At 71.7% G+C, this 21,270-nt stretch carries 22 protein-coding genes; 13 read left to right on the top strand and 9 right to left on the bottom strand.

The features are described 5' to 3' along the window. Positions 1 to 33 precede the first annotated feature (33 nt). From ACVKXF_RS04760 to ACVKXF_RS04750, 3 genes are read left to right on the top strand one after another with little or no spacing between them, the layout of a single operon-like run. Positions 34 to 1,425: an MFS transporter gene (locus ACVKXF_RS04760; protein ID WP_456795023.1), complete on the top strand. Its 1,392-nt coding sequence runs from the start codon at positions 34 to 36 to the stop codon at positions 1,423 to 1,425. After that, complete coding sequence (locus ACVKXF_RS04755; RefSeq protein ID WP_456795022.1) at positions 1,422 to 3,137, top strand: dihydroxyacetone kinase family protein; 1,716 nt, start codon at positions 1,422 to 1,424, stop codon at positions 3,135 to 3,137. Before ACVKXF_RS04760 ends, ACVKXF_RS04755 begins: the two co-directional genes overlap by 4 nt. Next, positions 3,134 to 3,898, top strand: coding sequence for a triose-phosphate isomerase family protein (locus tag ACVKXF_RS04750; protein ID WP_456795021.1), 765 nt, complete (start codon positions 3,134 to 3,136; stop codon positions 3,896 to 3,898). Before ACVKXF_RS04755 ends, ACVKXF_RS04750 begins: the two co-directional genes overlap by 4 nt. On the opposite strand, the gene ACVKXF_RS04745 is transcribed toward ACVKXF_RS04750, so the two are convergent. The 5 genes from ACVKXF_RS04745 to ACVKXF_RS04725 form a co-directional block, all read right to left on the bottom strand. Then, positions 3,895 to 4,569: a response regulator gene (locus ACVKXF_RS04745; RefSeq protein WP_456795020.1), complete on the bottom strand. Its 675-nt coding sequence runs from the start codon at positions 4,567 to 4,569 to the stop codon at positions 3,895 to 3,897. The genes ACVKXF_RS04750 and ACVKXF_RS04745 overlap by 4 nt on opposite strands. After that, positions 4,566 to 5,777: a sensor histidine kinase gene (locus ACVKXF_RS04740; RefSeq protein ID WP_456795019.1), complete on the bottom strand. Its 1,212-nt coding sequence runs from the start codon at positions 5,775 to 5,777 to the stop codon at positions 4,566 to 4,568. Before ACVKXF_RS04740 ends, ACVKXF_RS04745 begins: the two co-directional genes overlap by 4 nt. Before the next feature lie 250 nt (positions 5,778 to 6,027). Beyond that, positions 6,028 to 6,714 carry an SDR family NAD(P)-dependent oxidoreductase gene (locus ACVKXF_RS04735; RefSeq protein ID WP_456795018.1) on the bottom strand — a complete coding sequence of 229 codons (687 nt, stop codon included), beginning with the start codon at positions 6,712 to 6,714 and terminating at the stop codon, positions 6,028 to 6,030. Between the two features lie 43 nt (positions 6,715 to 6,757). Beyond that, positions 6,758 to 7,408, bottom strand: a complete 651-nt coding sequence (locus tag ACVKXF_RS04730) for a helix-turn-helix domain-containing protein (RefSeq protein ID WP_456795017.1) — start codon at positions 7,406 to 7,408, stop codon at positions 6,758 to 6,760. Then, entirely contained in the window at positions 7,405 to 8,922 is a 1,518-nt protein-coding gene (locus ACVKXF_RS04725) for an APC family permease (RefSeq protein ID WP_456795016.1), read from the bottom strand. The genes ACVKXF_RS04730 and ACVKXF_RS04725 overlap by 4 nt, the downstream gene beginning before the upstream one ends. Positions 8,923 to 9,130: 208 nt before the next feature. Between ACVKXF_RS04725 and ACVKXF_RS04720 the strand changes: the two genes are divergently transcribed. The 6 genes from ACVKXF_RS04720 to ACVKXF_RS04695 all read left to right on the top strand — a co-directional run bounded on the left by ACVKXF_RS04720 (position 9,131) and on the right by ACVKXF_RS04695 (position 14,917). Beyond that, complete coding sequence (locus tag ACVKXF_RS04720) at positions 9,131 to 10,624, top strand: APC family permease (protein WP_123311171.1); 1,494 nt, start codon at positions 9,131 to 9,133, stop codon at positions 10,622 to 10,624. An 80-nt stretch (positions 10,625 to 10,704) separates the two neighbouring features. Next, positions 10,705 to 12,738, top strand: coding sequence for a primary-amine oxidase (locus tag ACVKXF_RS04715; RefSeq protein ID WP_456795015.1), 2,034 nt, complete (start codon positions 10,705 to 10,707; stop codon positions 12,736 to 12,738). A gap of 1 nt (position 12,739) precedes the next feature. After that, positions 12,740 to 13,348, top strand: a complete 609-nt coding sequence (locus ACVKXF_RS04710; RefSeq protein ID WP_456795014.1) for a hypothetical protein — start codon at positions 12,740 to 12,742, stop codon at positions 13,346 to 13,348. Between the two features lie 150 nt (positions 13,349 to 13,498). Beyond that, positions 13,499 to 13,681: a hypothetical protein gene (locus tag ACVKXF_RS04705; protein ID WP_456795013.1), complete on the top strand. Its 183-nt coding sequence runs from the start codon at positions 13,499 to 13,501 to the stop codon at positions 13,679 to 13,681. 18 nt (positions 13,682 to 13,699) lie between these two features. Continuing rightward, positions 13,700 to 14,236, top strand: a complete 537-nt coding sequence (locus ACVKXF_RS04700) for a MarR family winged helix-turn-helix transcriptional regulator (RefSeq protein WP_123311164.1) — start codon at positions 13,700 to 13,702, stop codon at positions 14,234 to 14,236. A 66-nt stretch (positions 14,237 to 14,302) separates the two neighbouring features. After that, the gene (locus ACVKXF_RS04695) at positions 14,303 to 14,917 is read left to right on the top strand and encodes a TetR/AcrR family transcriptional regulator (RefSeq protein WP_123311162.1); all 615 of its coding nucleotides are present in this window, start codon (positions 14,303 to 14,305) and stop codon (positions 14,915 to 14,917) included. Between the two features lie 103 nt (positions 14,918 to 15,020). Here the strand turns inward: ACVKXF_RS04695 and ACVKXF_RS04690 are convergent, their stop codons facing one another. From ACVKXF_RS04690 to ACVKXF_RS04680, 3 genes are all read right to left on the bottom strand, one after another. After that, positions 15,021 to 16,124 carry a Gfo/Idh/MocA family protein gene (locus ACVKXF_RS04690; RefSeq protein ID WP_340196651.1) on the bottom strand — a complete coding sequence of 368 codons (1,104 nt, stop codon included), beginning with the start codon at positions 16,122 to 16,124 and terminating at the stop codon, positions 15,021 to 15,023. Then, on the bottom strand, positions 16,121 to 16,921 hold the full coding sequence (locus ACVKXF_RS04685) for a sugar phosphate isomerase/epimerase family protein (protein ID WP_185021267.1): 801 nt from the start codon (positions 16,919 to 16,921) through the stop codon (positions 16,121 to 16,123). Before ACVKXF_RS04685 ends, ACVKXF_RS04690 begins: the two co-directional genes overlap by 4 nt. Before the next feature lie 230 nt (positions 16,922 to 17,151). Next, a complete protein-coding gene (locus ACVKXF_RS04680; RefSeq protein WP_148061705.1) occupies positions 17,152 to 17,499 on the bottom strand; it encodes a hypothetical protein in 348 nt (115 codons plus the stop codon). Between the two features lie 172 nt (positions 17,500 to 17,671). Here ACVKXF_RS04680 and ACVKXF_RS04675 point away from each other — a divergent pair, with 172 nt between their 5' ends. The 3 genes from ACVKXF_RS04675 (at position 17,672) to ACVKXF_RS04665 (ending at position 20,185) form a co-directional block, all read left to right on the top strand. Next, positions 17,672 to 18,994, top strand: coding sequence for a carboxylesterase family protein (locus ACVKXF_RS04675; protein ID WP_456795012.1), 1,323 nt, complete (start codon positions 17,672 to 17,674; stop codon positions 18,992 to 18,994). A gap of 81 nt (positions 18,995 to 19,075) precedes the next feature. After that, positions 19,076 to 19,666 carry a TetR/AcrR family transcriptional regulator gene (locus ACVKXF_RS04670; protein ID WP_456795011.1) on the top strand — a complete coding sequence of 197 codons (591 nt, stop codon included), beginning with the start codon at positions 19,076 to 19,078 and terminating at the stop codon, positions 19,664 to 19,666. Between the two features lie 78 nt (positions 19,667 to 19,744). Beyond that, positions 19,745 to 20,185: an NUDIX hydrolase gene (locus tag ACVKXF_RS04665; RefSeq protein ID WP_456795010.1), complete on the top strand. Its 441-nt coding sequence runs from the start codon at positions 19,745 to 19,747 to the stop codon at positions 20,183 to 20,185. Between the two features lie 9 nt (positions 20,186 to 20,194). Here ACVKXF_RS04665 and ACVKXF_RS04660 read toward each other — a convergent pair whose 3' ends face one another. Then, complete coding sequence (locus ACVKXF_RS04660) at positions 20,195 to 20,563, bottom strand: VOC family protein (protein WP_456795009.1); 369 nt, start codon at positions 20,561 to 20,563, stop codon at positions 20,195 to 20,197. A gap of 54 nt (positions 20,564 to 20,617) precedes the next feature. On the opposite strand from ACVKXF_RS04660, the gene ACVKXF_RS04655 reads away from it, so the two are divergent. Next, complete coding sequence (locus ACVKXF_RS04655) at positions 20,618 to 21,256, top strand: nucleoside/nucleotide kinase family protein (protein WP_456795008.1); 639 nt, start codon at positions 20,618 to 20,620, stop codon at positions 21,254 to 21,256. Positions 21,257 to 21,270 lie beyond the last annotated feature (14 nt).

Here is a 21,270-nt window from a genome sequence, read left to right as displayed (position 1 = left end):
ACCTCCGCACCGTGCTCGCAAAGGAGCGAACCCGTGTCACTACCCCCTGCCCCCGCGCTCGGGTCGACGAACGACCCCGGCCTCAAGTCCGCCATCGGCAAGGCGACGAAGCACCTGATGCCGATGCTCGTCATCCTGTACTTCGTCGCGTTCCTCGACCGCACGAACGTCGGGTTCGCCGAAGAGGCCCTGAGCGTCGACCGCGGCATCTCCGACGCGGCGTTCGCCCTCGGCGCCGGCATCTTCTTCATCGGCTACGCGATCTTCGAGATCCCGTCGAACCTGCTGCTGAAGCGCTTCGGCGCCCGGTTCTGGCTCGCCCGCATCGCGGTCACGTGGGGCATCGTCGCCGCGCTGTTCGCCTTCACGACGAACGACACGATGTTCATCGTCCTGCGGTTCATCCTCGGTGTGACCGAGGCGGGGCTCTTCCCGGGCGTGATCATGTACCTGTCCGAGTGGTTCCCGAACAAGGTGCGCGTGCGCATGTTCGCGATCTTCTACCTGGCGCAGCCGTTCTCGCAGATGATCGGCGCCCCGCTGTCCGGCGGACTGCTGAGCTTCGGCGACCAGGCGACCCCGTTCCACGGCTGGCAGGTCATGTTCTTCGGCGAGGGGATCCTCGCGGTGCTCGCCGGCATCGCGGCCCTGGTGTTCCTGACGAACAGTCCGCAGCAGGCGAAGTGGCTCGAACCGGGCGAGAAGGCGTCGCTCACCGCGGCCATGGAGCGCGAGGACACCGCCCGCAGCGCGGACGGTCCGACGGGCATCTGGAAGGCCATGGCGAGCGGCCGGGTCTGGTACTTCACGATCATCTACTTCTGCCTGCAGGTCGCCGTGTACGGCACGACGTTCTACCTGCCGCAGCAGGTGTCCTCGCTGCTCGGGCAGGACGTCGGCTGGCAGGTCGGCCTGGTGACCGCGATCCCGTGGCTCGTCGGACTCGTCGCCTGCTACCTGGTCGGCTCGAAGGCGGACTCCGTCGGTCGCCGTCGTCGCTGGGGGACCATGTTCTACATCACGACCGGGCTCTCGATCCTCGGGTCGGCGTGGGCTGGCGCGAACGGGCAGCCGATCCTGGGCATCGTCTTCATCACGCTGGCGGTCGCGAGCTTCCTGGCCGTCGGTCCGATCACCTGGGCGTACCCGACGGCGTTCCTCACCGGGGCGGCTGCCGCGGCGGGCATCGGCCTGATCAACTCGCTCGGCAACCTCGGCGGGTTCGTCGCCCCGATCATGCGCACCGCGATCAACGAGGTGGTGCCGACCGACAGCGGTGCGTTCGGGATCGTCTCGCTCGGGGTCCTGGCGTTCGTCGCGGCCGTGATGATCTTCTGCACGAAGTTCTTCCGGGGGTCGAAGGCGGATGACCTCCTCGACACCTCGCATGTCCGCACCACGATGTCGAAGGAGACGAACGCGTGACCAGACTGTTCAACGACCCGGCGGACTTCGCCGACGAGGCGACCGACGGCTTCGTCGCCGCGAACGAGCGGTGGGTGCGGAAGGTGCACGGCGGCGTCGCCCGCGCCACCACCAGCCCCGACGGCACGGTCGCGGTCGTGATCGGCGGCGGCTCGGGCCACTACCCCGCGTTCGGCGGACTCGTCGGACCCGGCCTGGCCGCGGGTGCCGCGATGGGCAACCTCTTCGCCAGTCCCAGCGCCCAGCAGGTGGCCGGTGTCGCCCGGGCCGCCGAGCACGGCGGCGGGGTGCTGCTGAGCTACGGCAACTACGCCGGTGACGTCCTGAACTTCGACGCCGCGGCACGCACGCTCGAGGCCGACGGCATCCCGGTCCGCACGGTCAGGGTGACGGACGACGTCACCAGCGCCCCGGCCGACGATGCGACGAAGCGTCGCGGCATCGCGGGTGACCTCTGCGTCTTCAAGGTCGCCGGTGCCGCCGCCGAGCAGGGCCGCAGCCTCGACGAGGTCACGGCCGTCGCCGAGCGCGCCAACGACCGCACGCGGTCGTTCGGCGTCGCGTTCTCCGGGTGCTCCCTGCCCGGTGCCGACGAACCCCTGTTCACGGTGCCCGAGGGCCGGATGGCCATCGGCATGGGCATCCACGGCGAGCGGGGCATCGACGAGACGGACGTGCCCACCGCGGACGGCCTGGCCGAGCTGCTGGTGGCCCGTCTGCTCGACGAACTGCCCGACGGCGTGGCGCTCGACGGAGCGAACGGACCGCGCGTGGTGCCGATCCTGAACGGGCTGGGCAGCGTCAAGTACGAGGAGCTCTTCGTCGTCTACCGCTCGGTGCAGCAGCGGGTGGCCGACGCGGGGATCGTCATCGTCGAGCCCGAGGTCGGCGAACTGGTCACGAGCTTCGACATGGCCGGCGTCTCGCTCACCCTGTTCTGGCTCGACGACGAGCTCGAGGAACTCTGGGCAGCAGCCGCAGACACCCCCGCCTACCGCAAGGGTGGCGCCGTCCCGCAGGAACGCGTCGACCCCTCCACCGTCGAAGCGGATGCCGAGGGTGTCGCCATCGGCGCGGCGAGCGACGACTCGCGAGCGGTGGGCGAGCAGGTCGCAGCCGGCTTCGCCGCCGTCCGTGCGCTCCTCGACGAGCACGCCGACGAGCTCGGACGCATCGACGCCGTTGCGGGTGACGGCGACCACGGCATCGGCATGCAGCGCGGCGCGCACGCCGCAGAGGCCGCAGCCACGGACGCAGTAACCTCCGGCGCAGGTGTCGGTTCCGTCCTGCGGGTCGCCGCAGACGCGTGGTCCGACAAGGCCGGCGGCACGTCCGGTGCGATCTGGGGAGCCGCCCTGGAGGCACTGGGTCGCGTCCTCGGGGACGACGAGCGTCCGACAGCCGCCACAATCCAGAGCGCGGTGCACGCCGCCACCGAGGCCGTCCTCGCGTTCGGCGCGACCACCGGCGACAAGACCATGGTCGACGCGCTCGTGCCGTTCGACGAGATGCTGCGCACCCGGGTCGACGCTGGAGCGTCGCTCGCGGACGCCTGGGCCGACGCCGTCAGCGCCGCCCGCGACGCCGCCGACGCCACCGCGTCGCTCGTGCCGAAGATGGGCCGCGCACGCACCCACGCCGAGCAGGCCGTCGGCACACCGGACCCCGGAGCGGTGTCGTTCGCGCTCATCGTGGAGACCCTCGCACCGTGATCACCATCGGGGTGTCGCTGAAGACGTACTTCTCGCACGCCCGGACCCTGGAGTGGGCCGCGGCCGTCGCGGAGATCGCCCGGCGGCACCCCGCGACGCGGTCGGGAGCGGCGACGCTGTTCGTGGCGCCGACGTTCCCGGCGCTCGTACCCGTGCGCGACGTGCTCTCCGGGTCGGGGGTGCTCCTCGCCGCGCAGGACCTGTCGTGGGCCGACGAGGGAGCGTTCACCGGCGAGGTCTCCGGCACCGAACTGCGGGAGATCGGGGTCGACCTGGCCGAGATCGGGCACGCCGAACGACGCTCCCTGTTCCACGAGGACGACGCGACCGTCACGGCCAAGGTGCACGCGGCGTTCCGCAACCACCTGCGTCCGCTCCTGTGCGTCGGGGAGACGACCCGGGCCTCCCGGCCGGGTGTGACGGACGCTGTGGCGGAGGTGACCGCGCAGCTCGACCGCGGTGTCTCGACGGCCGTCGCTGACGGACTGGGCGGGGCGCTGACCGTCGCCTACGAACCGGTGTGGGCCATCGGCGCTCCCGCGCCGGCGCCGGACGACCACATCGTGGCGGTGCTCGCGGGGATCGAGCAGCACCTCGCCACGCGGTCCGAGCTGCGCGGGAGCACCGTGTTGTACGGGGGCAGCGCCGGGCCCGGTCTGCTCACCCGGGGTGCCGGACGGATCGGCGGGCTGTTCCTCGGTCGGTTCGCGCACGACCCGGCTGCGGTCGAGGCGATCCTCGACGAGGTCGCAGCGGGCTAGGACCCGTCGCGGGTGCCTGCCAGCCCGTGGTCATGCGCGTAGACCACGAGCTGCACGCGGTCCCGAAGCGAGAGCTTGCCGAGGATGCTCGAGATCTGGGTCTTCACGGTCGACTCGGTGACGTACTCCTTCGTCGCGATCTCGGCGTTCGAGAGCCCGCGCGACGCCCAGCCGAACACCACCCGCTCCCGCTCGGTCAGCGCCTGGAACTCGGACGGCTGCGGAGCCGGTGCCCTGGCGACGTCGGCCCCGAACAACTGCGCGAGGTCGTTCGGCGCGATGACGGAGCTGCCCTCGTGCACCGCCCGGACCGCGGCGAACAGGAACGTCGGCGTGGCGTCCTTGAGCAGGAAGCCGCTCGCGCCGAGCCGGATCGCGGTCGCGGCGGCGGGGTCGAGGCCGAACGTGGTGAGTACCACGACGCGGGGGAGCGGCCCCTCGACGGCACCGGAGAACAGCTGACGGACGGTCTCGACACCGTCCGTGCCGGCCATCCGCATGTCGAGCAGCATCACGTCGGGCCGGAGCTCCCGGATGCGGTCGAGGGCCTCGGCGCCGTCGGAGGCCTCGCCCACCACGTGCATGTCGTCCTGGGCGTCGAGCACCACGCGCAGACCGGCGCGGAACAGCGCCTGGTCGTCGGTGAGCAGGATCCTGATCGGTTCGGTCATCGGACGGGTCCCCCTTGGACGTCGAACGGGATGCGGGCGCGTGCGGCGAACACGTCGTCCAGCGCGGCGGCGTCGAACGACCCGCCGAGTGCGGTGAGGCGGGTGTGCATGCCGTCGATCCCCCGGCCGGAGCCCCCGGTCGTGCCGTCGCCGACGACGTTCTCGACCTCGAGCACGACGTCGGCGCTCCGCCAGGTCTCACGGACCACGACGGGCAGACCCGGTGCGCCGTGCCGGAGTGCGTTGGTCAGCATCTCCTGCAGCACGCGTCGGGCCGCCGTGCCGGTGTCCGGCCGGAGCGGGACCGGGACGCCACGCACCGTGCGGTCGACGTCGACACCGGCCTCGCGGATGCCCTGCACGATCTCCTCGAGCGAGCCGGGGTCGGTCGTCTCCCCGGAGCCGTCGATGTGCCCGAGGACCTGCCGGACCTCGACCAGCGAGCTGCGTGCGGTGCTGGCGATGGTGGCACTGACCTCGCGGACGCGGGCCTCGTCGGCCAGGAACGGCACCGAGTCGGCCTGGGCGATGATCACCGCGAGCGAGTGGCCGACGACGTCGTGCACGTCGCGGGCGATGTCCGCGCGGATGCGCTCGGACTCCGCGACGTCGATGGCGCGGGTGGCGGTGGCCTCGGCCTCGGTGGCGACGGCCTCGGCGCGCGACGCGGCAGCTTCGGCGTCGGCTCGACGGACGGATTCGCGGTCGCGCGACCGGAAGGCCCGGACGGCGACCCCGCCCGCCCAGACCCCGAGGAGCGCGGCGACCGGTGCGGCCATCGCGAGGAACGCCTGGTCGCGGGGGCCGTTGAGCAGCACCAGGTACCGGAAGCCGGTGACGGCGAGGTAGAACGTCGCGCCGACGCCCGCGACGAGCGCGAGCACCCCGGAGAGGATGACCTCGGTCCGGGTGCCGACCACGGCCGCGGTGCCGATGACGACGAAGATGGCGAGGTCGACGAGCGACGGGCGCTCGCCGCCGCCCACCTGGATGATCCCGAGGACGACCACCATCAGCATCGCCGCCGACGGGGAGACCCGACGCAGGGCGATCGCGCCGGCGGCGGCGAGCACCGCGAAGAAGCTCGCGTGCTCGAGCTCGACCTCGATCGGCAGCAGGAAGACCAACGCCGCGAGGACCGCCCACGCCACGTCGACGACGATCGAACGGGTGGCGAGCGGCCGGATGAACGTGCGCCGGTCCGTCACGGCTCGATCATCGCATGCCGCCCGCGCCGGGCGGCGTGCACCGACGTCACGCGCCCGGGGTCATGGCGGCGAGGGCGATGACGGTGGTGGCGACGATCGCGGCGCAGAGCAGCAGCGTGGCGATGGTGTGTTTCGTCGAGGACTCCATGTCACCAGACTCGCTGGACGGCGCCCCGCGGGCATCGGGCGCAGGGGCGAAGCGCTTCGTCCCTGCGGGTGAAGCGAGATGCGACCACCCGGTACTCGGGGATCAGACCACGACGGAGCCCCGCTGGCGGTGCGCGATCGAGACGGACTCGCCGGACACCGCGTTGAGCGGCGACGACAGGAACGCGATGAGGTCGGCGATCTGCTGCGGTGTCGAGTCGCCGGGGCCTCCGGGGCGGACCTCGGCGGACGGGGTGTCCGTCACCGTCCCGGGGTTGACGACGTTCACCGTGATCCCGGTGCCCGCCACGTCGTCGGCCAGGTTCTTCGCGATGACGCTCACCGCCGTGTTCCGGAGCGACGCGGTGATGTTGCCGGAGAAGTAGGCGTTCTGCCCGCTCACCACGACCACGCGGCCGAACCCGGCCTCGCGCTGCGCGGGGAGCACGGCGTTCGCGACCCGGAGGAACCCGAGGGCCTTGCCGTCGATCGCGTCGAGGACCTGTGCGGGGTCGGACTTCCGGGCCGGGTCGAGGGTGCTCGCACTCGGTGCTGCGGTCACGACCAGGACGTCGATGCGCCCGTGCCGCTCGAGGACGGTGGCGATGCCCGCGTCCACCGAGTCCTGCGAGGCGGTGTCGATCGACACGCTGCCGTCGGAGTTCTCCGCGCTGCGCGACGCGACGACGACGGTCGCCCCCTCGGTGCGGAGGCGGTCGGCGATGGCGGCACCGATGTACCCCTTGCCTCCGACGACGAGTGCGACACGGTTCTTGAGTTCGAGGTCCACGCGCCCACGCTATGCCGGGCCCGCACCGCTGTCCGCGAGCCGGTCACCCGAGCAGGGGCTCGAGCCGCGTCACCGCCCGCCGCAGGTGCACCAGTGCGTCCCCCGGCGACGACACCCGGGCCGCGGGCGCCGACAGGGTCAGCCCGGCCACGAGTTCGCCGCGCTCGCCGCGGACGGGCAGCGCCAAGCACCCGAACCCCGCCGTGAACGCACCGACCTGGTGCACCGGTCCGAGGCCGCCCTCGGCGTGCAACCGCCCCATCGCGCTCGACCCGGGTGTCGCCCGCAGTGCGGCCTCGTCGAGCAGGGGAAAGTCCGGGTCCACGTCGATGTCGCGCACGCCGGCGACGTCGTAGCGCGCCAGGTGCACGCCGGCCCGGACGGCGGATCGGACGTCGGCGAGCACCGACCGCACGGCACGGGTGAGCGGTGCGAGTGCCGGAGCCGCCGACACCCCGGCCAGGTCGGCGACCTTGTGGCCGAGGGCGAAGCCGCGCAGGTCGGGCAGTCGGACGAGGTACTCGTCCTCGACGAGCAGCGTGATGAGCCGGTAGGTGGTGGCCCGCGGCATCCCGAGGGCCTCCGAGATCTGCTGGGCGGTGACGCCCGGTCCCGCGTGCGCGGCGGCCTCCAGCACCGCGAGGGCGTTCTGGATCGCCTTCGGCTGCCGTGCGCGGAGTCCGGGTTCGCTCACCGCACCCCCGCCTGGTGGTCGGTTCCGGCGGACGGACGGGAGGCCCCCAGCAGGTCCGCCTCGACCGGCACGTCGTACACGGCGCGGCTCCGACCCCGTCGCCAGGGTCGCCGACGCGTGGCCACCAGGAACGCGACCACCACCGCGGCGACCGACCCGACGGCGATGGCGACGGCCGGCCAGCGGGGCGACGCTGCCTCGACCCCGAGGTAGGTGAGCAGGACGGCGGTGAGCAGGACCCCGGTCGTGACGGCGACGACCGCGACCCCCGCCGTCAGCTCGCCGATGCGCCGCAGGAACACCGGTGCTGCGAAGCACGTCAGGGCGTAGGCGGCGATGTACCCGAGGGCGGCGACGACGAGCTCGGCCTCCATCAGGGTCCAGGTCGGGATGCCGCTCGCAAGCCCCAGGACCGGCAGTACCGTGAGAACGCCGCAGGCGACCGCGCCGGCGACGAACGGCGTCCGGAAGCGCGGGGACGCCCGGCCGAGCACGCGGGGGAGCACACCCTCGCGGCCCATCGCGAACAGGACCCGCACGAGCGCCGTCGTCGAGGCGATCGCGCACGCCGCGAACGACGCCGCGATCCCGATGTCGAGCGCCCACCCGATCCACTGCATGCCGAAGGCGTTCGCCAGTTCGTTGACGGGCGAGGCGCTCGACGCGAGGTCGGCGCCCGTGGCGGCGAACCCCATCTGCTGGGCCGCAGCGCTGACCACGTAGAGCGCCCCGGCGACCAGGACGGTCCACGAGATCGCGCGGGGGATCGCCTGGAACGGGCGCCGGGCCTCCACGCCGAGCACGGACGCGCTCTCGAACCCGACGAACGCGGTCACGGCGAGGGCGGTACCGACCGCGAACGACGCGGGCTGCGTCGGCCCGAGGGCGACGGCGGAGGCGTCGACCGGGTGCAGGCGCGCGACGAGCGCGACGATCAGGACCACGATGACCGCCACCGACAGCGACTCGACGAGCAGCGTCAGCCGGGTCGACAACCGGACCCCGAGCGCGATCACCGCGAAGACGGCGGCGCCCATCACCAGCACGACGACGATCGTGACCAGGGCGTCGTCGCCGGCGGCCGGGACGAAGCGGGACAGCAGGTAGTCGAGGTAGTACCCGCTGCCGGTGAGCGAGAACATCGCGATGAAGCCGTAGCCGAGCAGCAGGGCGGCGCCCGCGACGACCCCGGCGACCGGGCCGAGCCCGAGCGAGACGTAGGTGTAGAGCGAGCCGGTGCCGGCGACGCGTCGGACGAACTGGTTCACCGTCCGCCCGACCAGGAACGACAGCGCCATCGCGGCCAGGAGCGACCACGTGGCACCCTGCCCCGCGACCGTCGCGACGAGGACCGGGATGGTGGTCGCGGCGGCGGACGGTGCCACGGCGGACACCGACTGCGCGAGGACGTCGACCGGGCCGATGCTCCGCCGGGACAACCCGTCGACGGGGGAACGCGTGCCGATGCCGGGCACCCGTGGCGGGTCGGCGATGGCTCGGTCGAGCGCGGTCATGCGGCAACCGTAGGGCTGCGCCGTTGCGCCCGTGTCTCCGTGGTGTTTCGGCGGCGTCTCGCGCAAATGAGACGTCCCCGGTGAGCACGTCCCATTCGGCGGCGACAGGGCTTCACGCCGGTGGAACGGCACCGCAACGGCGGCACGGGACCGTGGTCTCACCCAGCACCACCACCTGCGTCCCACCCACCCGAACCGGAAGGCCACGATGTCCAGCATCACGAAGGACCCCGCGTCACTCGGAGCCGCACCCGCGCCGCAGCGGACCATGCGCGGCTCGCTCGGCGTCACCGCGATCGTGTTCATGGTCGTCGCGGCCGCCGCCCCGCTCACCGTCGTCGGCGGCGCCGCCCCGCTCGGCATGCTGCTCGGCAACGGCGTCGGGTTCCCGTCGCTCTACGCCGCGTCGGCCGTCGTGCTGCTGCTCTTCTCGGTGGGTCTGGCCGCGATGACCCGGCACGTGCCGCGGCCCGGCGCGTTCTTCACCTTCGTGGGGCACGGGCTCGGTCGTCCGGCCGGAGCCGGCGCCGCGACCCTGGCGCTCCTGACGTACACGACCATCCAGGTCAGCGTGCACGGCTACATCGGGTACCTGCTCGGCGTGACCGTCACGGGCCTGGGCGGACCGGACATCCCCTGGTACGTCTGGTCCCTGGTCGTCGTGGCCCTGGTCGGGATGCTCGGCTACCGGCACATCGACCTGTCGAGCAAGGTACTCGGCGTGATGCTCGTCGGCGAGGTCGGCATCGTGCTCGTCCTGGTCGCGGCGATCGTGTTCCGCGGCGGGGCCGACGGCCTGTCCCTCGCACCGTTCGAGCCGACGCAGATCATGTCCGGCTCGCCCGGCGTCGGGCTGATGTTCGCCATCGCGGCGTTCATCGGGTTCGAGGCCACCGCGATCTTCCGCGACGAGGCGAAGGACCCGGAGCGGACCATCCCGCGTGCGACGTACACGGCCGTGATCGGCATCGGCGTCTTCTACACGCTCGCGTCGTGGGGGCTCGTGATGGCCTGGGGCCCGGACGGCATCCTCGCCGAGGTCGCGAAGGACCCGGGCTCGCTCATCCTCACCACCGCGGCGCAGTACATCGGCAGCGCGGGGGAGGCCGTGCTCAACGTGCTGCTGCTGACGAGCATGTTCGCCTGCGTCCTGTCGTTCCACAACGTCATCACCCGCTACCAGCACTCGATGGCGAACGCGTCGCTGCTGCCCGGCCGGCTCGGCGACGTGCACCGGAAGCACGCGTCCCCGCACACCTCGAGCCTGGTGCAGACCGTCACCGCCGCCGTCCTCATGGTCCTGTTCGCGGTGCTCGGCCTCGACCCGGTGCTGCAGGTGTTCAGCTGGTTCGCCGGCGTCGCCACCCTCGGCGTCGCGATCCTGATGGCCGCGACGAGCCTCGCCGTGATCGTGTACTTCCGCCGCAACCCGGGCGACCGGCGGGTGTGGAACACCGTGGTCGCACCGGTCCTCGGGTTCCTCGGCCTCGTCGCCGCCGCAGTCCTGATCTGGGTGAACTTCCCGACCCTGGTCGGTGACGTCGATGCATCGGGCGCGAGCGTCTTCGGCGTCGTGAGCATCGTGCTCACCGGCCTGGTCGTGGTCGTCCCCGTCATCGGCGTGGTGCAGGCGGTCGTGCTGCGACGCCGCAGCCGGAGCCGCTACGAGCAGATGCTCGACCGTCTCGCCACCGAGAGCTGACCCGCCGGGCGCACCACGCGCCTCCCGGCCGAACCGACCAGACCCCACGCACGACGCAACGCGCAAGGAGCACCACGCACATGACGATCACCGACCCGACCACCGCGACCACCGACGCAGCCACCACCACGCACCCGCTCGGCAGCCTGACCCCCGAGGAGTTCACCGCCGTCCGCGACCTCGTCACGGCGCAGCCGGACTGGACCGACAGCACCCGCTTCGCGTACGTCGGCCTCGAGGAACCGCACAAGCAGGAGGTCCTGGCGTGGCAGGCCGGCGACGGCCCCCTGCCGGACCGGACGGCGCGCGTGATGCTGCTCGACATGGCGACCGGCCGATCCACGGACCGCGTCGTGTCGATCACCACCGGCACGGTGCTGCGGACCGACGTGCTCGACGGATCCCGCGGCCAGTTGCCCGTCCTGATCGAGGAGTTCGACGCCGTCGGCGAGATCGCCGGCGCGGACGAGCGCTGGGTCGCCGCCCTGGCGAAGCGCGGCCTGTCCGTCGACGAGGTCAAGTGCGTGCCGCTCTCGGCCGGCTACTACGACTACCCGGAGGAGCAGGGGCGGCGCATCCTGCGGGTGCTCGCGTTCAAGCAGGACCACCCGGCCGACCACGTGTGGGCGCACCCCGTCGACGGCCTGTCGGCCTACGTCGATGCCGCGAACCGGGCCGTCACGCGGATCGTGGACGTGGCGGAGATGCCCGTACCGACGACCTCGGGCAACTTCGACGACCCCGCGATGCAGGGCGAACCGCTCGACCTCAAGCCGATCGTCATCACCCAGCCCGAGGGGCCGTCGTTCCGCGTCGACGGCGAGTTCGTCGAGTGGGCGAACTGGCGGTTCCAGGTCGGCTTCGACGCCCGCGAGGGGCTGGTGCTCCGCCAGCTGTCGTGGCAGGACGGCGAGCGGCTGCGCCCGATCGTGTACCGGGCGTCGATCGACGAGATGCTCGTGCCGTACGGCGACCCGTCGCCGGTGCGGTTCTGGCAGAACTACTTCGACACCGGCGAGTACCTGTTCGGCCGGTTCACGAACTCGCTCGAGCTCGGCTGCGACTGCGTCGGTGAGATCCAGTACTTCGACGCCGTCCTGGCCGACGAGCTCGGGAACCCGCAGACCATCCGCAACGGCATCTGCATGCACGAGGAGGACTTCGGCACGCTCTGGAAGCACGGCGACATCTACACCGGTTCGCAGGAGGTCCGTCGATCCCGCCGGCTGGTGATCTCGTTCTTCACCACCGTCGGCAACTACGACTACGGCTTCTACTGGTACCTGTACCTGGACGGCACGATCGAGTGCGAGGCGAAGCTCACCGGCGTGCTCTTCACGTCGTCGTACCCGGGTCGTTCGGAGTCCGGCGCGGACTACCCGTACGCATCCGAGGTCGCCCCCGGCCTCGGTGCCCCGTACCACCAGCACCTGTTCTCGGCACGACTGGACATGATGGTCGACGGACTGTCGAACGCGGTGGACGAGGTCGACGCGGTCCGGGTGCCGGTCGGACCGGGCAACGAGCACGGCAACGCGTTCACGAAGTCGGTGACCCGCATCGCATCGGAGTCGACGTCCGGCCGTCTCGCCGATGCCTCGAAGGCCCGCACGTGGTTCGTCTCGAACACCGAGGAGCGCAACCACCTCGACCGCCCCACCGGATACGTGCTGTACCCGCAGGACGCCCCGGTGCTGCTCGCGGACGACTCGTCGTCGGTGGCCGCACGCGCCGAGTTCGCCCGCAAGCACCTGTACGTCACGCAGTACGACCCGGCGGAGCGCTTCGCGGCCGGTGACTTCGTGCACCAGAACCCCGGCGGTGATGGAGTGGCCCGGTACGTGCAGGGGGACCGGTCGCTCGACGGCGAGGACATCGTGCTCTGGCACACCTTCGGTCCGACGCACTTCCCGCGACCCGAGGACTGGCCCGTCATGCCGGTCGACTACGCCAAGTTCACGCTCAAGCCCTACGGCTTCTTCCCGCGGAACCCGGCCCTCAACGTGCCGGCCGCCATCGGGGCCACCGCGGCGTCGCACTGCTCGCACCACGCGTCCGGTGGCGTCGAGGCGGCGCACGACGCCGTCGCGCACGACCACGGGCACGGACACTGACGTGACCGACCTGCTCGGGCTCGCCGCGATCGTGCCGGCGTCCGCCGGAGCCTGCTGCACGGTCGGGGCGTGGCGCCCCGGCCGTGCGGTCGACGTGGTGGCAGCGGTCGTGATGGTGGCCGCGATGGTGGACGGGGCCTTCGCGCCCCGAGTCCTGCCCGGCGTGCTCTGGTTCGTGGTGCTCGCGCTGCTCGCCGTGGTGGTCGCCATGCTGCACCGGGTGCAGAGCGCGTCCGGTGCGTCGGGTGCGTCCGGTGCGTCCGGTTCGGACGGGAGGCCCGGGTCGGCTCCGGTGGTCCGGGTCGCGCCGGCGCACGGTCGGTTCGGGCGGTTGCACGCCGCGCTCGGGCTGCTGGTGATGGGCGCGCTGGGGGTCGGCATGGCGCACGACCCCGGCATGACCGGCATGACGGGTGTCGGCATGCACGGACACGGTGGCGCGGTCGCCGTGACGTGGCAGGTCGTCCTCGGCGGCCTGACCACCGGCTACCTGCTGCTCACCGCCCACATGGTGCGGGACGGCCTCCGGCGTCGCGCTCGGGCACTCCCCGTCGTCGAGACGCTCGCCATGGGCATCGCGGTGGCGGTCATGGCCGCAGCGATGCTCTGACGCTGTCAGCGGTCGGCTGTACGCACGATGCGAACGGTTCGGCGCGCGAAACGTACATTTCCCGAATCGTTCGTTGCGGAGAACGTTCACGTTATGAAACAGTTCTCACGTCCGCAGGGGACGAACGGCCGCAGAAGGGCGGGATCAGACATGCACAGCACGTACTCCGGGATGCCTCGGGCGGCACGGATCGGTGGCAGCCACACCCGCATCGGTCTGACCGACCCCGCCGTCATCGACGCCTACGTCCAGCGCCGCATCGAGGACCCGTCGCTGCTCGCCGCGCGCGCCGAGCCGGCGTACGCCGACTTCTTCACCGTCCCCGCCGCGTAGCAAGGAGCGCATGATCGCATGCCGTTGACCGTCGTCCGTCGAGAACACGTCCACCTCTACGCCCGCGAGCCCCGGTCCGAGGCCGCGAAGACCGCCGTCGACGCACTGCTGCGCCTGCAGCACGCCGAGGAGCAGCAGGTCGAGTCGGCGCGCATCGAGAGCGGCCTGAGCAAGAACGAGTCGCTGGCGATCCGGTACATGCTGCAGGCGCACCGGGACGGCCGGACCATGGGGCCGAAGGACCTCGCCGTCATGCTGACGGTGTCGAACGCCTCGGTCACGAAGCTCGTCGACTCGCTCGTCGACAAGGGACTCCTCGTCCGCACTGCCCACCCGACCGATCGACGAGCGCAGGTCCTCGAACCCACCGACCTCGCCGCCGAGAAGATCGACGCCTCGTACGCCCGCTTCCACGAAGCCGTGGTCGAGGTCCTCGACAACCTGTCCGACGCGGACAACGCCGTCCTCGCGGAGTCGCTGACGAAGATCAGCGACGCCCTCGCCGAGGGGCTGCCCGTTCCGGTGGACGAGTACACGGTCGACGACCGGGGCTGACGCGACCCGACCACGGGCCTCCAGTCCTGGGGTGGTGCTAAAACCTTCCAGCGGTAAGTTGGGTGCATGACGCACCCCGCCGACGACGACGCGGCCCCACCGCGACGCGGCGGGTACCGCAAGGGTGCCGAGCGCCGGACCCAGATCCTCGACGAGATGATCCGGATGGTCGCGGAACAGGGTGTCGACGCGTCGTCGCTGCGATCGGTGGCCGAGGCCCTCGGGATCACCCACGCCGCGCTGCGCCACTACTTCCCGAGCCGCGACGAACTGCTGCTCGCCGTCTACCGCGAGCACGAGGTGCGCGAGCAGGGTGCGCCCGACCGCTTGAAGTCGGCGATCGGGGACATGCGCGACAGTGCCTCGCGCAACCGCGCGGTACCGGGGCTCGTGCAGCTGTACACGACGCTCGCGGCCGACGCCGTGCAGGAGGGGCACCCGGCGACCCGCGACTTCATGCGGGAACGGTTCACGCGGCTCCGGGCCGACCTCGCTGCGTTGATCGAGGCGGACCAAGCCGCGGGGCGGATCCGCGCCGACCTGGACCCGGTCGACCTCGCGTCGCTCAGCATCGCGGCGTCCGACGGGCTGCAGGTGCAGTGGCTGCTCGACCCCGAGGCCGTCGACGGTGAGAAGGTGCTGCGGTTGCTCGAGCAGATCGTGCCCGCGCCGCCGGAGTGAGCGATGCCCGCGCTTCGTGCGCGCGTTTCGTGAGCAGAAATGGTCGGGTCCCGTACGGGTACCCGACCATTTCTGCTCACCAAGCGGTGCGCGTGGTGCGCGCCTAGGCCGTCAGGACCGCGGCCGCGGGGTCGAAGTCCTCGGGCAGCGGCGGGATGGCGTCCACGGTCGACGTGATGTCGACGGCCGACCCCGACGCGGCGGCGTCCCGGATGCCGAGCAGCACGTCGAGGACGTGCAGCGCGACCGCACCCGAGGCTCGCTCGGGACGGTCCTCGGCGATGGCGCGGGCGAGCTCGACGACGCCGGTGCCGCGACCCCACGTGGAGCCCACCGCCTCGAGCGTCTCGGGCTCGTCCTGCCCGTAACGCCAGAGCTGGGACGAACCCTCGAACGTGTTCGGGTCCGGCAGCGAGATCGTGCCGAGCGTGCCGTTGATCTCGACGAAGCCCATGCGGGGCAGCGCGTGCTGGAACGAGAACGTCGACTGGGCGGATTGCCCACCGGCGAACTCGATCAACGCGGCGTGGTGCGTGGGGACCTCGACCGGGAACGTCTCGCCGGCACGGGGGCCGGACGCGATCGTGCGACGGTCGAGCGACTTCGAGGACACGGCCTGCACGCGCGACGCGGTGCCGAACGCGTGCACGAGCGTGGTCACGTAGTACGGACCCATGTCGAACAGCGGACCGGCACCCTGGGCGAACAGGAAGTCCGGGTTCGGGTGCCACGCCTCCGGGCCGGGGACGTGGAACAACGTGGTGGCGGAGAGCGGCTCGCCGATGTCGCCACGGGCGATGGCACGCAGGGCCGTCTGGATGCCCGCACCCAGCACGGTGTCCGGGGCCGTCGCGACGCGCAGGCCCTTCGCCTTCGCGGATTCGAGGACCGCTGCAGCCGAAGCGTGGTCGGTCGCGATCGGCTTCTCGCTCCACACGTGCTTGCCGGCGTCGATGATCTGCTGGTCGACCTCGGCGTGGGCCGCCGGGATCGTCAGGTTGATCACGATGCTGATGTCGTCACGGGCGAGGAGCTCCTCGACCGAACCCGAAGCGGCCACGCCGTACTCGGCGGCCTGCGCGGCCGCGCGGTCGAGCAGCACGTCGGCGACGAAGCGGACCTCGACGTCGGCGAACTTGGTCAGGTTCTCCAGGTACTGCGTGGAGATGTTGCCGGCACCGATGATGCCGATCCCGACACGGCTCACTTGTCGTTGTCCTTCAGCCACGCGAGCGACTCGGTGATGCCCTCGAAGACGTCGCCCGAGTAGGCGTCGAACTCGACGACGCGGATGGCCTGCGGTGCGGCGGCGAGGATGCCGGACACGTTGACGTCGCCCTGACCCGCGGGGGTCTGGTTCTCGAAGGCGCGCTGGAGCGCCTCGGGCACGACGAGCGCGCTCTCGGACGAGGGCAGCGCGGTGAGGATGTCACCGTCGACCTTGCCGTCCTTGACGTGGATGGCGACGACGCGGTCGCCGAGTGCCTTCAGCACGGCGGGGGCGTCGGCGCCGCCGACGGTGGCCCAGAACGTGTCGAGCTCGAGCACCGTCTCCGGGCTGATCTGCGACACGAAGTGGTCGTAGACCGTGCGGCCGTCGACCTTGTTCGTGAACTCCCACTGGTGGTTGTGGTACCCGAACTTCAGGCCGCGCGAGGCTGCCTCGGCGGTCAGGACGTTGACGCGCTCGGCGATCTTCGCGACGTCGTCGGCGGTCTGCCAGCGGTCGGTCGGGATGAACGGGTCGATGACCGTCTGGATGCCGAGGCGCTCCGCGGCGTCCCAGATCGGGGCGGTGTCCTCGGCGTCGATCACGGCGACGTGGCCGGACGGCGCCTTGAGGCCGGTCGCGGCGAAGGCACGCTCGAGGTCAGCGGCACGCTCGACGAACGCGTAGGGCTCGACGTTCTCGTACCCGATCTCGGCGACGCGGGCGATGGCCTTGTCGAGGTCTTCGGCGATGGCGTCGCGCAGCGAGTACAGCTGCACAGAAGTGGTGGGCATTGCAGAGGCTCCTTCGGTCCTGTCTGGGTGTCGCGACAACCAGGTGTCGCAGTCCGTCGAGGAGCGATGCTCCGCGGCGAGATCGATGACGACGCTACCCCAAAAACCACCCGGTGTGTAGTTTTGCGGCGGCCGGTGACACGGCCCCCGGGCGGAATGACCGAGCCCGCGACGTCGTCGTGGACGTCACGGGCTCGGCCATCGCGCAGGATCCCTGCGGGATCAGCGGGTCACTTGCCGGTGCAGGTGTGGCTCGTCGACCCGGCCGAGATCCACTGCTGACGACCCACGTCCAACGTGTACATCTCGCCGCGGTAGCTCCAGCGGTACTTGCCGGACGAGATCTTCTTCCGGTCGTTCTTGTAGAACCAGGTGTTCATGGTCAGGCCCGTGGTCTTGATCTGGACCGCCTTGCGGTTGCTGCAGTCGGGCATGAGGCCGATGGGGCCAGCGTGCGCCGGTTCCGCCGTGGCCGTCATGCCGATCCCCGCGATCAGTGCAGCACCCAGCATCAGTGCGACTCGCCGAGTGGACGTCGTCCCTCGACCCTTCTTCGTCATCGTTCCTGCGTCGGACACGAAAACCCCCCTCGAGTTGTCATTCGATACCGCTTCACCCTTTCGTCCGCGCTGAGCCGTGTCAAGGGCTCGCACGTGCACGTCGTGGCCGCGTCCGCCGCGCCCGGTTCGTCGGGTCCGGTCGCGGAACCGACCCGCGATCGGGTCAGCGACCCTCGATAGCGTGGACGCCATGCTCGACGCGACGCCAGCCCCCTTCGACACCCCCGCCGGACGCATCGTCGGGACGGTCGACGGTGACGTCATCCGCGTGCTCGGGATCCCGTACGCACGGGCCGACCGGTTCGCGCCCCCGGAGCCGATGCTGCCCTTCGCCAGCGAGCTGCACGCGTCGACACCGTCACCGGTGGCCCCGCAGCCGCACGCGCAGTTCGTCGACCAGCTGCTGGGCGAGGTCGAGGACATCACCGTCGACGAGCACTGCCAGCGTCTGTCCGTCACGCTGCCCGCCGACGTGGCACCGGACGAGCGTCTGCCCGTGATGGTCTGGATCCACGGCGGCTCGTACGTCATCGGCGGCGGCGACCTGCCGATCTACGACGCCCGTGACCTCGTGACCGAGCAGCGCGTGATCGTGGTGTCGGTGACCTTCCGGCTCGGGGTGCTCGGGTTCCTGGGCGACGGGAACGCGATCCCGGCGAACCTCGGCCTGCTCGACCTGATCGAGTCGCTCCGCTGGGTGCGGGCGAACATCGCCGCGTTCGGTGGCGACCCCGACCTGGTGACCGTGTTCGGGCAGTCCGCCGGCGGTGACGCAGCTGCTCACCTGATGATCAGCGAGGGCGCTGCCGGCCTGTTCCGCCGGGCGATCATCCAGAGCGCACCGCTCGGGTTGTCCCGTCGCCGATCCCGGATGAACCGCGCGATGATCCGGGCCGTCGGCACCGTGCACGCCGACACCCCGCTCGACGACCTGCTCGAACGACAGGCCCTCGGCACCCGGGCGGCCGCACCGTACGGCCTGGCGGGCGGGATGCCGTTCGGCACCCAGTACGGCTTCGCCCCGTTGCCCGCCGAGCGCGACCTCGACGCGGCCTGGAGCCGGGTCGCTCCGGACGTCGACGTCCTGATCGGTTCTGCGACGGACGAGACCGGCATGTACGTGCCGCTGGTCCGCGGTCTGTCGCGGGTCGCTCGGTCGAGGATCCTGCGCCCGGCGCTCCGTTGGTGGGTCGTCCGTCCGCTCTCCGACGTCATCTACGGCCGCGACGTCCGGCGCTTCACCGCGCGGCACCGTCGAGCCGGTGGGCGAGCGACGTCCTACCGGCTCGTCCGCGGCGTGACGACCGCGCCGACCGGTGCCGTGCACATGAGCGACCTGCCGCTGCTGCTCGGCGGCCGCGAGGCCTGGGCCGGCACCCGCTTCGTGCCCGAGCGCGACTGGCCCGAGGTCGAGCGGCGCGGCCGGGCCTTCCGTGCGATCTGGGCGGAGTTCGCCCGGACCGGCGTCGTGCGGGCTCCGGACGACGAGACACTGACGTTCGACCGGCACTGACGTTCGACCGGCACTGATCTGGGCTCGCGCCCCCTGAACTGGCGGTCGCGCGGTGTTCCACCTGCCCGGACAATCGTCTGCATGCCCACGCCCGACGCCGAGCTCCGTGCACGCATCGTGTCCGGTGCGATCGAGGCGTACCGCACGACGGACTTCCACCGGGTCGGTCCGGACGAGGTCGCCGAGCACACCGGTGTCCCGGTCGCCGAGGTCAGCCGCGCGTTCCCGATGTGGGAACTGCTCGTCGTCGCGGTGATCGACCGGTGGAACAACGGCAGTCGACTCGCGCTGTGGCCGGTCGCCGAACGGGAGGGTGCCGTCGCGTACCTGCGTGCCCGGCTCGAGGCCGGCATCACGGACCCGGCCCTCGTCCGGCTCCGGATCGCCGTGCTCAGCGCCGCGTCGAACCCCGATCACCCCGCCGCCGGGTGGTTCCGCACCCAGTACACCCGCGCGTTCGAGGACCTCGCCCTCGCCCTGGTCCGCGACGTCGTCGCTGCGCGCGAACCGCGCGGCACCTCGCCCCGGCACGCCGCCGAGCAGCTCCTGGCGCTGTACGAGGGGCTGCAGCTGCAGGCGATGATCCGCGACGGCGCTGAGCCGCTGAGCGGCTTCGACCGCGCCGTCGCCCGGATGCGCGTCGGTTGGACGGCAGCGCGCGTCGACGCCTGACGACGTGGCCCGGGAGCACGGACGGGAGGCACGGCGCGGCTTGCGTGCGTCGGCTCGCCCACCTGGCATGGTCGGCCCATGGAGTACACCGACTACGACACCCGGCTCGCCGCGTACGGCGTGATCACGGATGGTGACCGGGTGCTCCTGGCGAGGCTGCGCTTCCCCGAGGCCGGCACGTGGACGCTGCCGGGCGGAGGCGTCGAGTTCGACGAGACCGTCGAGCAGGCCGTCGTGCGCGAGGTCCGCGAGGAGACCGGGTACGAGTCCGAGGTCGGCGCCCTGCTGGGTGTCCGGCACCACGTCGTCCCCGCCGAGCGTCGGATCCACGCCAACGGGCGCCCGATGAAGGCCGTGCAGGTCGTGTTCCGCGCGACGGTCGTCGGCGGTGCACTGCGCGACGAGGTTGACGGATCGACGGACGAGTCGCGGTGGCTGCCCATCGCCGAGCTCCCGCACCACCGGCACGGGCTGCTCGTGCCCGTCGCGCTGGCGTGGGCGGGCGCGCTCACCCGCTGACGTGGTCCGTCACTCGGCGACGACGCTGAGGACGTTGCCCGACGGGTCCGTGAACCAGGCGATGAGCGGCCCGCCCCCGCGGTTCACGCCCTTCTCGTCGGTCATGCCCTCGTAGTGCAGGAACGCGACGCCCTTCGCGGTGAGCTCGTCCACCGCGGCGTCGACGTCCGGCACCGGGAAGTTCAGCACCGTGAAGCCGGCCGGTTCGTGGGCAGGGCCCTTCGGGTAGACGAGGACGCCGTGGCCGTCGCCGAGATGCAGGAAGAGCATGCCGTGGTCCTCGGTGACCTCCACCCCCAGGACGTCCTCGTAGAACGCCTTCGCCTCGGGGACATCGCGCACCGAGAACCCGCTGAACGCCTTCGTCGCATCGACCATGCGGCCAGTGAACCACCGCGGTCCGGTGTCGGCGCGCTCTGCCAGGATGGGGCCGTGAGCCACCAGGACAGCAGCGTCGACGAAGCCGTTGAGCGTGCGGTCGAGCTGGCCGCGGCGGGGCAGCGGACGGTGCTCGGCATCGCGGGTGCTCCCGGTTCGGGCAAGTCGACCCTGGCCCGACGCGTGGTCGCCGCAGTCGACGAGCGACTCGGGGCCGGCACGGCGGTCCAGGTGCCGATGGACGGCTTCCACCTGTCGAACGCCGCGCTCGACGCCCTCGGCCGACACGGTCGCAAGGGGGCCGTCGACACCTTCGACGCCGACGGCTACGTCGCCCTGGTCCGACGACTCGTCGCTGCCGACACCACGGTCTGGGCGCCGGACTTCGACCGTCGCATCGACGAGCCCGTCGCCGGCAGCATCGCCGTCGCGCCGACCACGCGGCTCGTGGTCTCCGAGGGGAACTACCTGCTCGACGACACCGAACCGTGGGCAGCGCTCGGCGACCTGTTCACCGAGACCTGGTTCTGCGTCGTCGACGACGGCGTGCGGGTCGACCGCCTGGTCGGTCGCCACATGCGCCACGGACGCGACCACGACGCCGCGCGCGCGTGGGCGGTGGAGGTCGACGGCGTGAACGCGGCGAGGGTCGCACCCACGGTGATCCGTGCCTCCAGGACGGTGCGGACGTGACCAGCAGACCGACG

Source organism: Curtobacterium sp. PvP017, from assembly GCF_054060195.1.
The sequence above is the reverse complement of the archived record's forward strand: the minus strand, read 5'-3'. Positions and strand labels throughout refer to the sequence as shown.

Coding starts and splice junctions, on each gene's coding strand:
- ACVKXF_RS04725 (WP_456795016.1), bottom strand. CDS start 8,922: ATGACCGCGCTCGACCGAGCCATCGCCGACCCGCCACGGGTGCCCGGC.
- ACVKXF_RS04715 (WP_456795015.1), top strand. CDS start 10,705: ATGACGATCACCGACCCGACCACCGCGACCACCGACGCAGCCACCACC.
- ACVKXF_RS04675 (WP_456795012.1), top strand. CDS start 17,672: ATGCTCGACGCGACGCCAGCCCCCTTCGACACCCCCGCCGGACGCATC.
- ACVKXF_RS04660 (WP_456795009.1), bottom strand. CDS start 20,563: ATGGTCGATGCGACGAAGGCGTTCAGCGGGTTCTCGGTGCGCGATGTC.
- ACVKXF_RS04670 (WP_456795011.1), top strand. CDS start 19,076: ATGCCCACGCCCGACGCCGAGCTCCGTGCACGCATCGTGTCCGGTGCG.
- ACVKXF_RS04695 (WP_123311162.1), top strand. CDS start 14,303: ATGACGCACCCCGCCGACGACGACGCGGCCCCACCGCGACGCGGCGGG.
- ACVKXF_RS04745 (WP_456795020.1), bottom strand. CDS start 4,569: ATGACCGAACCGATCAGGATCCTGCTCACCGACGACCAGGCGCTGTTC.
- ACVKXF_RS04705 (WP_456795013.1), top strand. CDS start 13,499: ATGCACAGCACGTACTCCGGGATGCCTCGGGCGGCACGGATCGGTGGC.
- ACVKXF_RS04720 (WP_123311171.1), top strand. CDS start 9,131: ATGTCCAGCATCACGAAGGACCCCGCGTCACTCGGAGCCGCACCCGCG.
- ACVKXF_RS04700 (WP_123311164.1), top strand. CDS start 13,700: ATGCCGTTGACCGTCGTCCGTCGAGAACACGTCCACCTCTACGCCCGC.
- ACVKXF_RS04665 (WP_456795010.1), top strand. CDS start 19,745: ATGGAGTACACCGACTACGACACCCGGCTCGCCGCGTACGGCGTGATC.
- ACVKXF_RS04685 (WP_185021267.1), bottom strand. CDS start 16,921: ATGCCCACCACTTCTGTGCAGCTGTACTCGCTGCGCGACGCCATCGCC.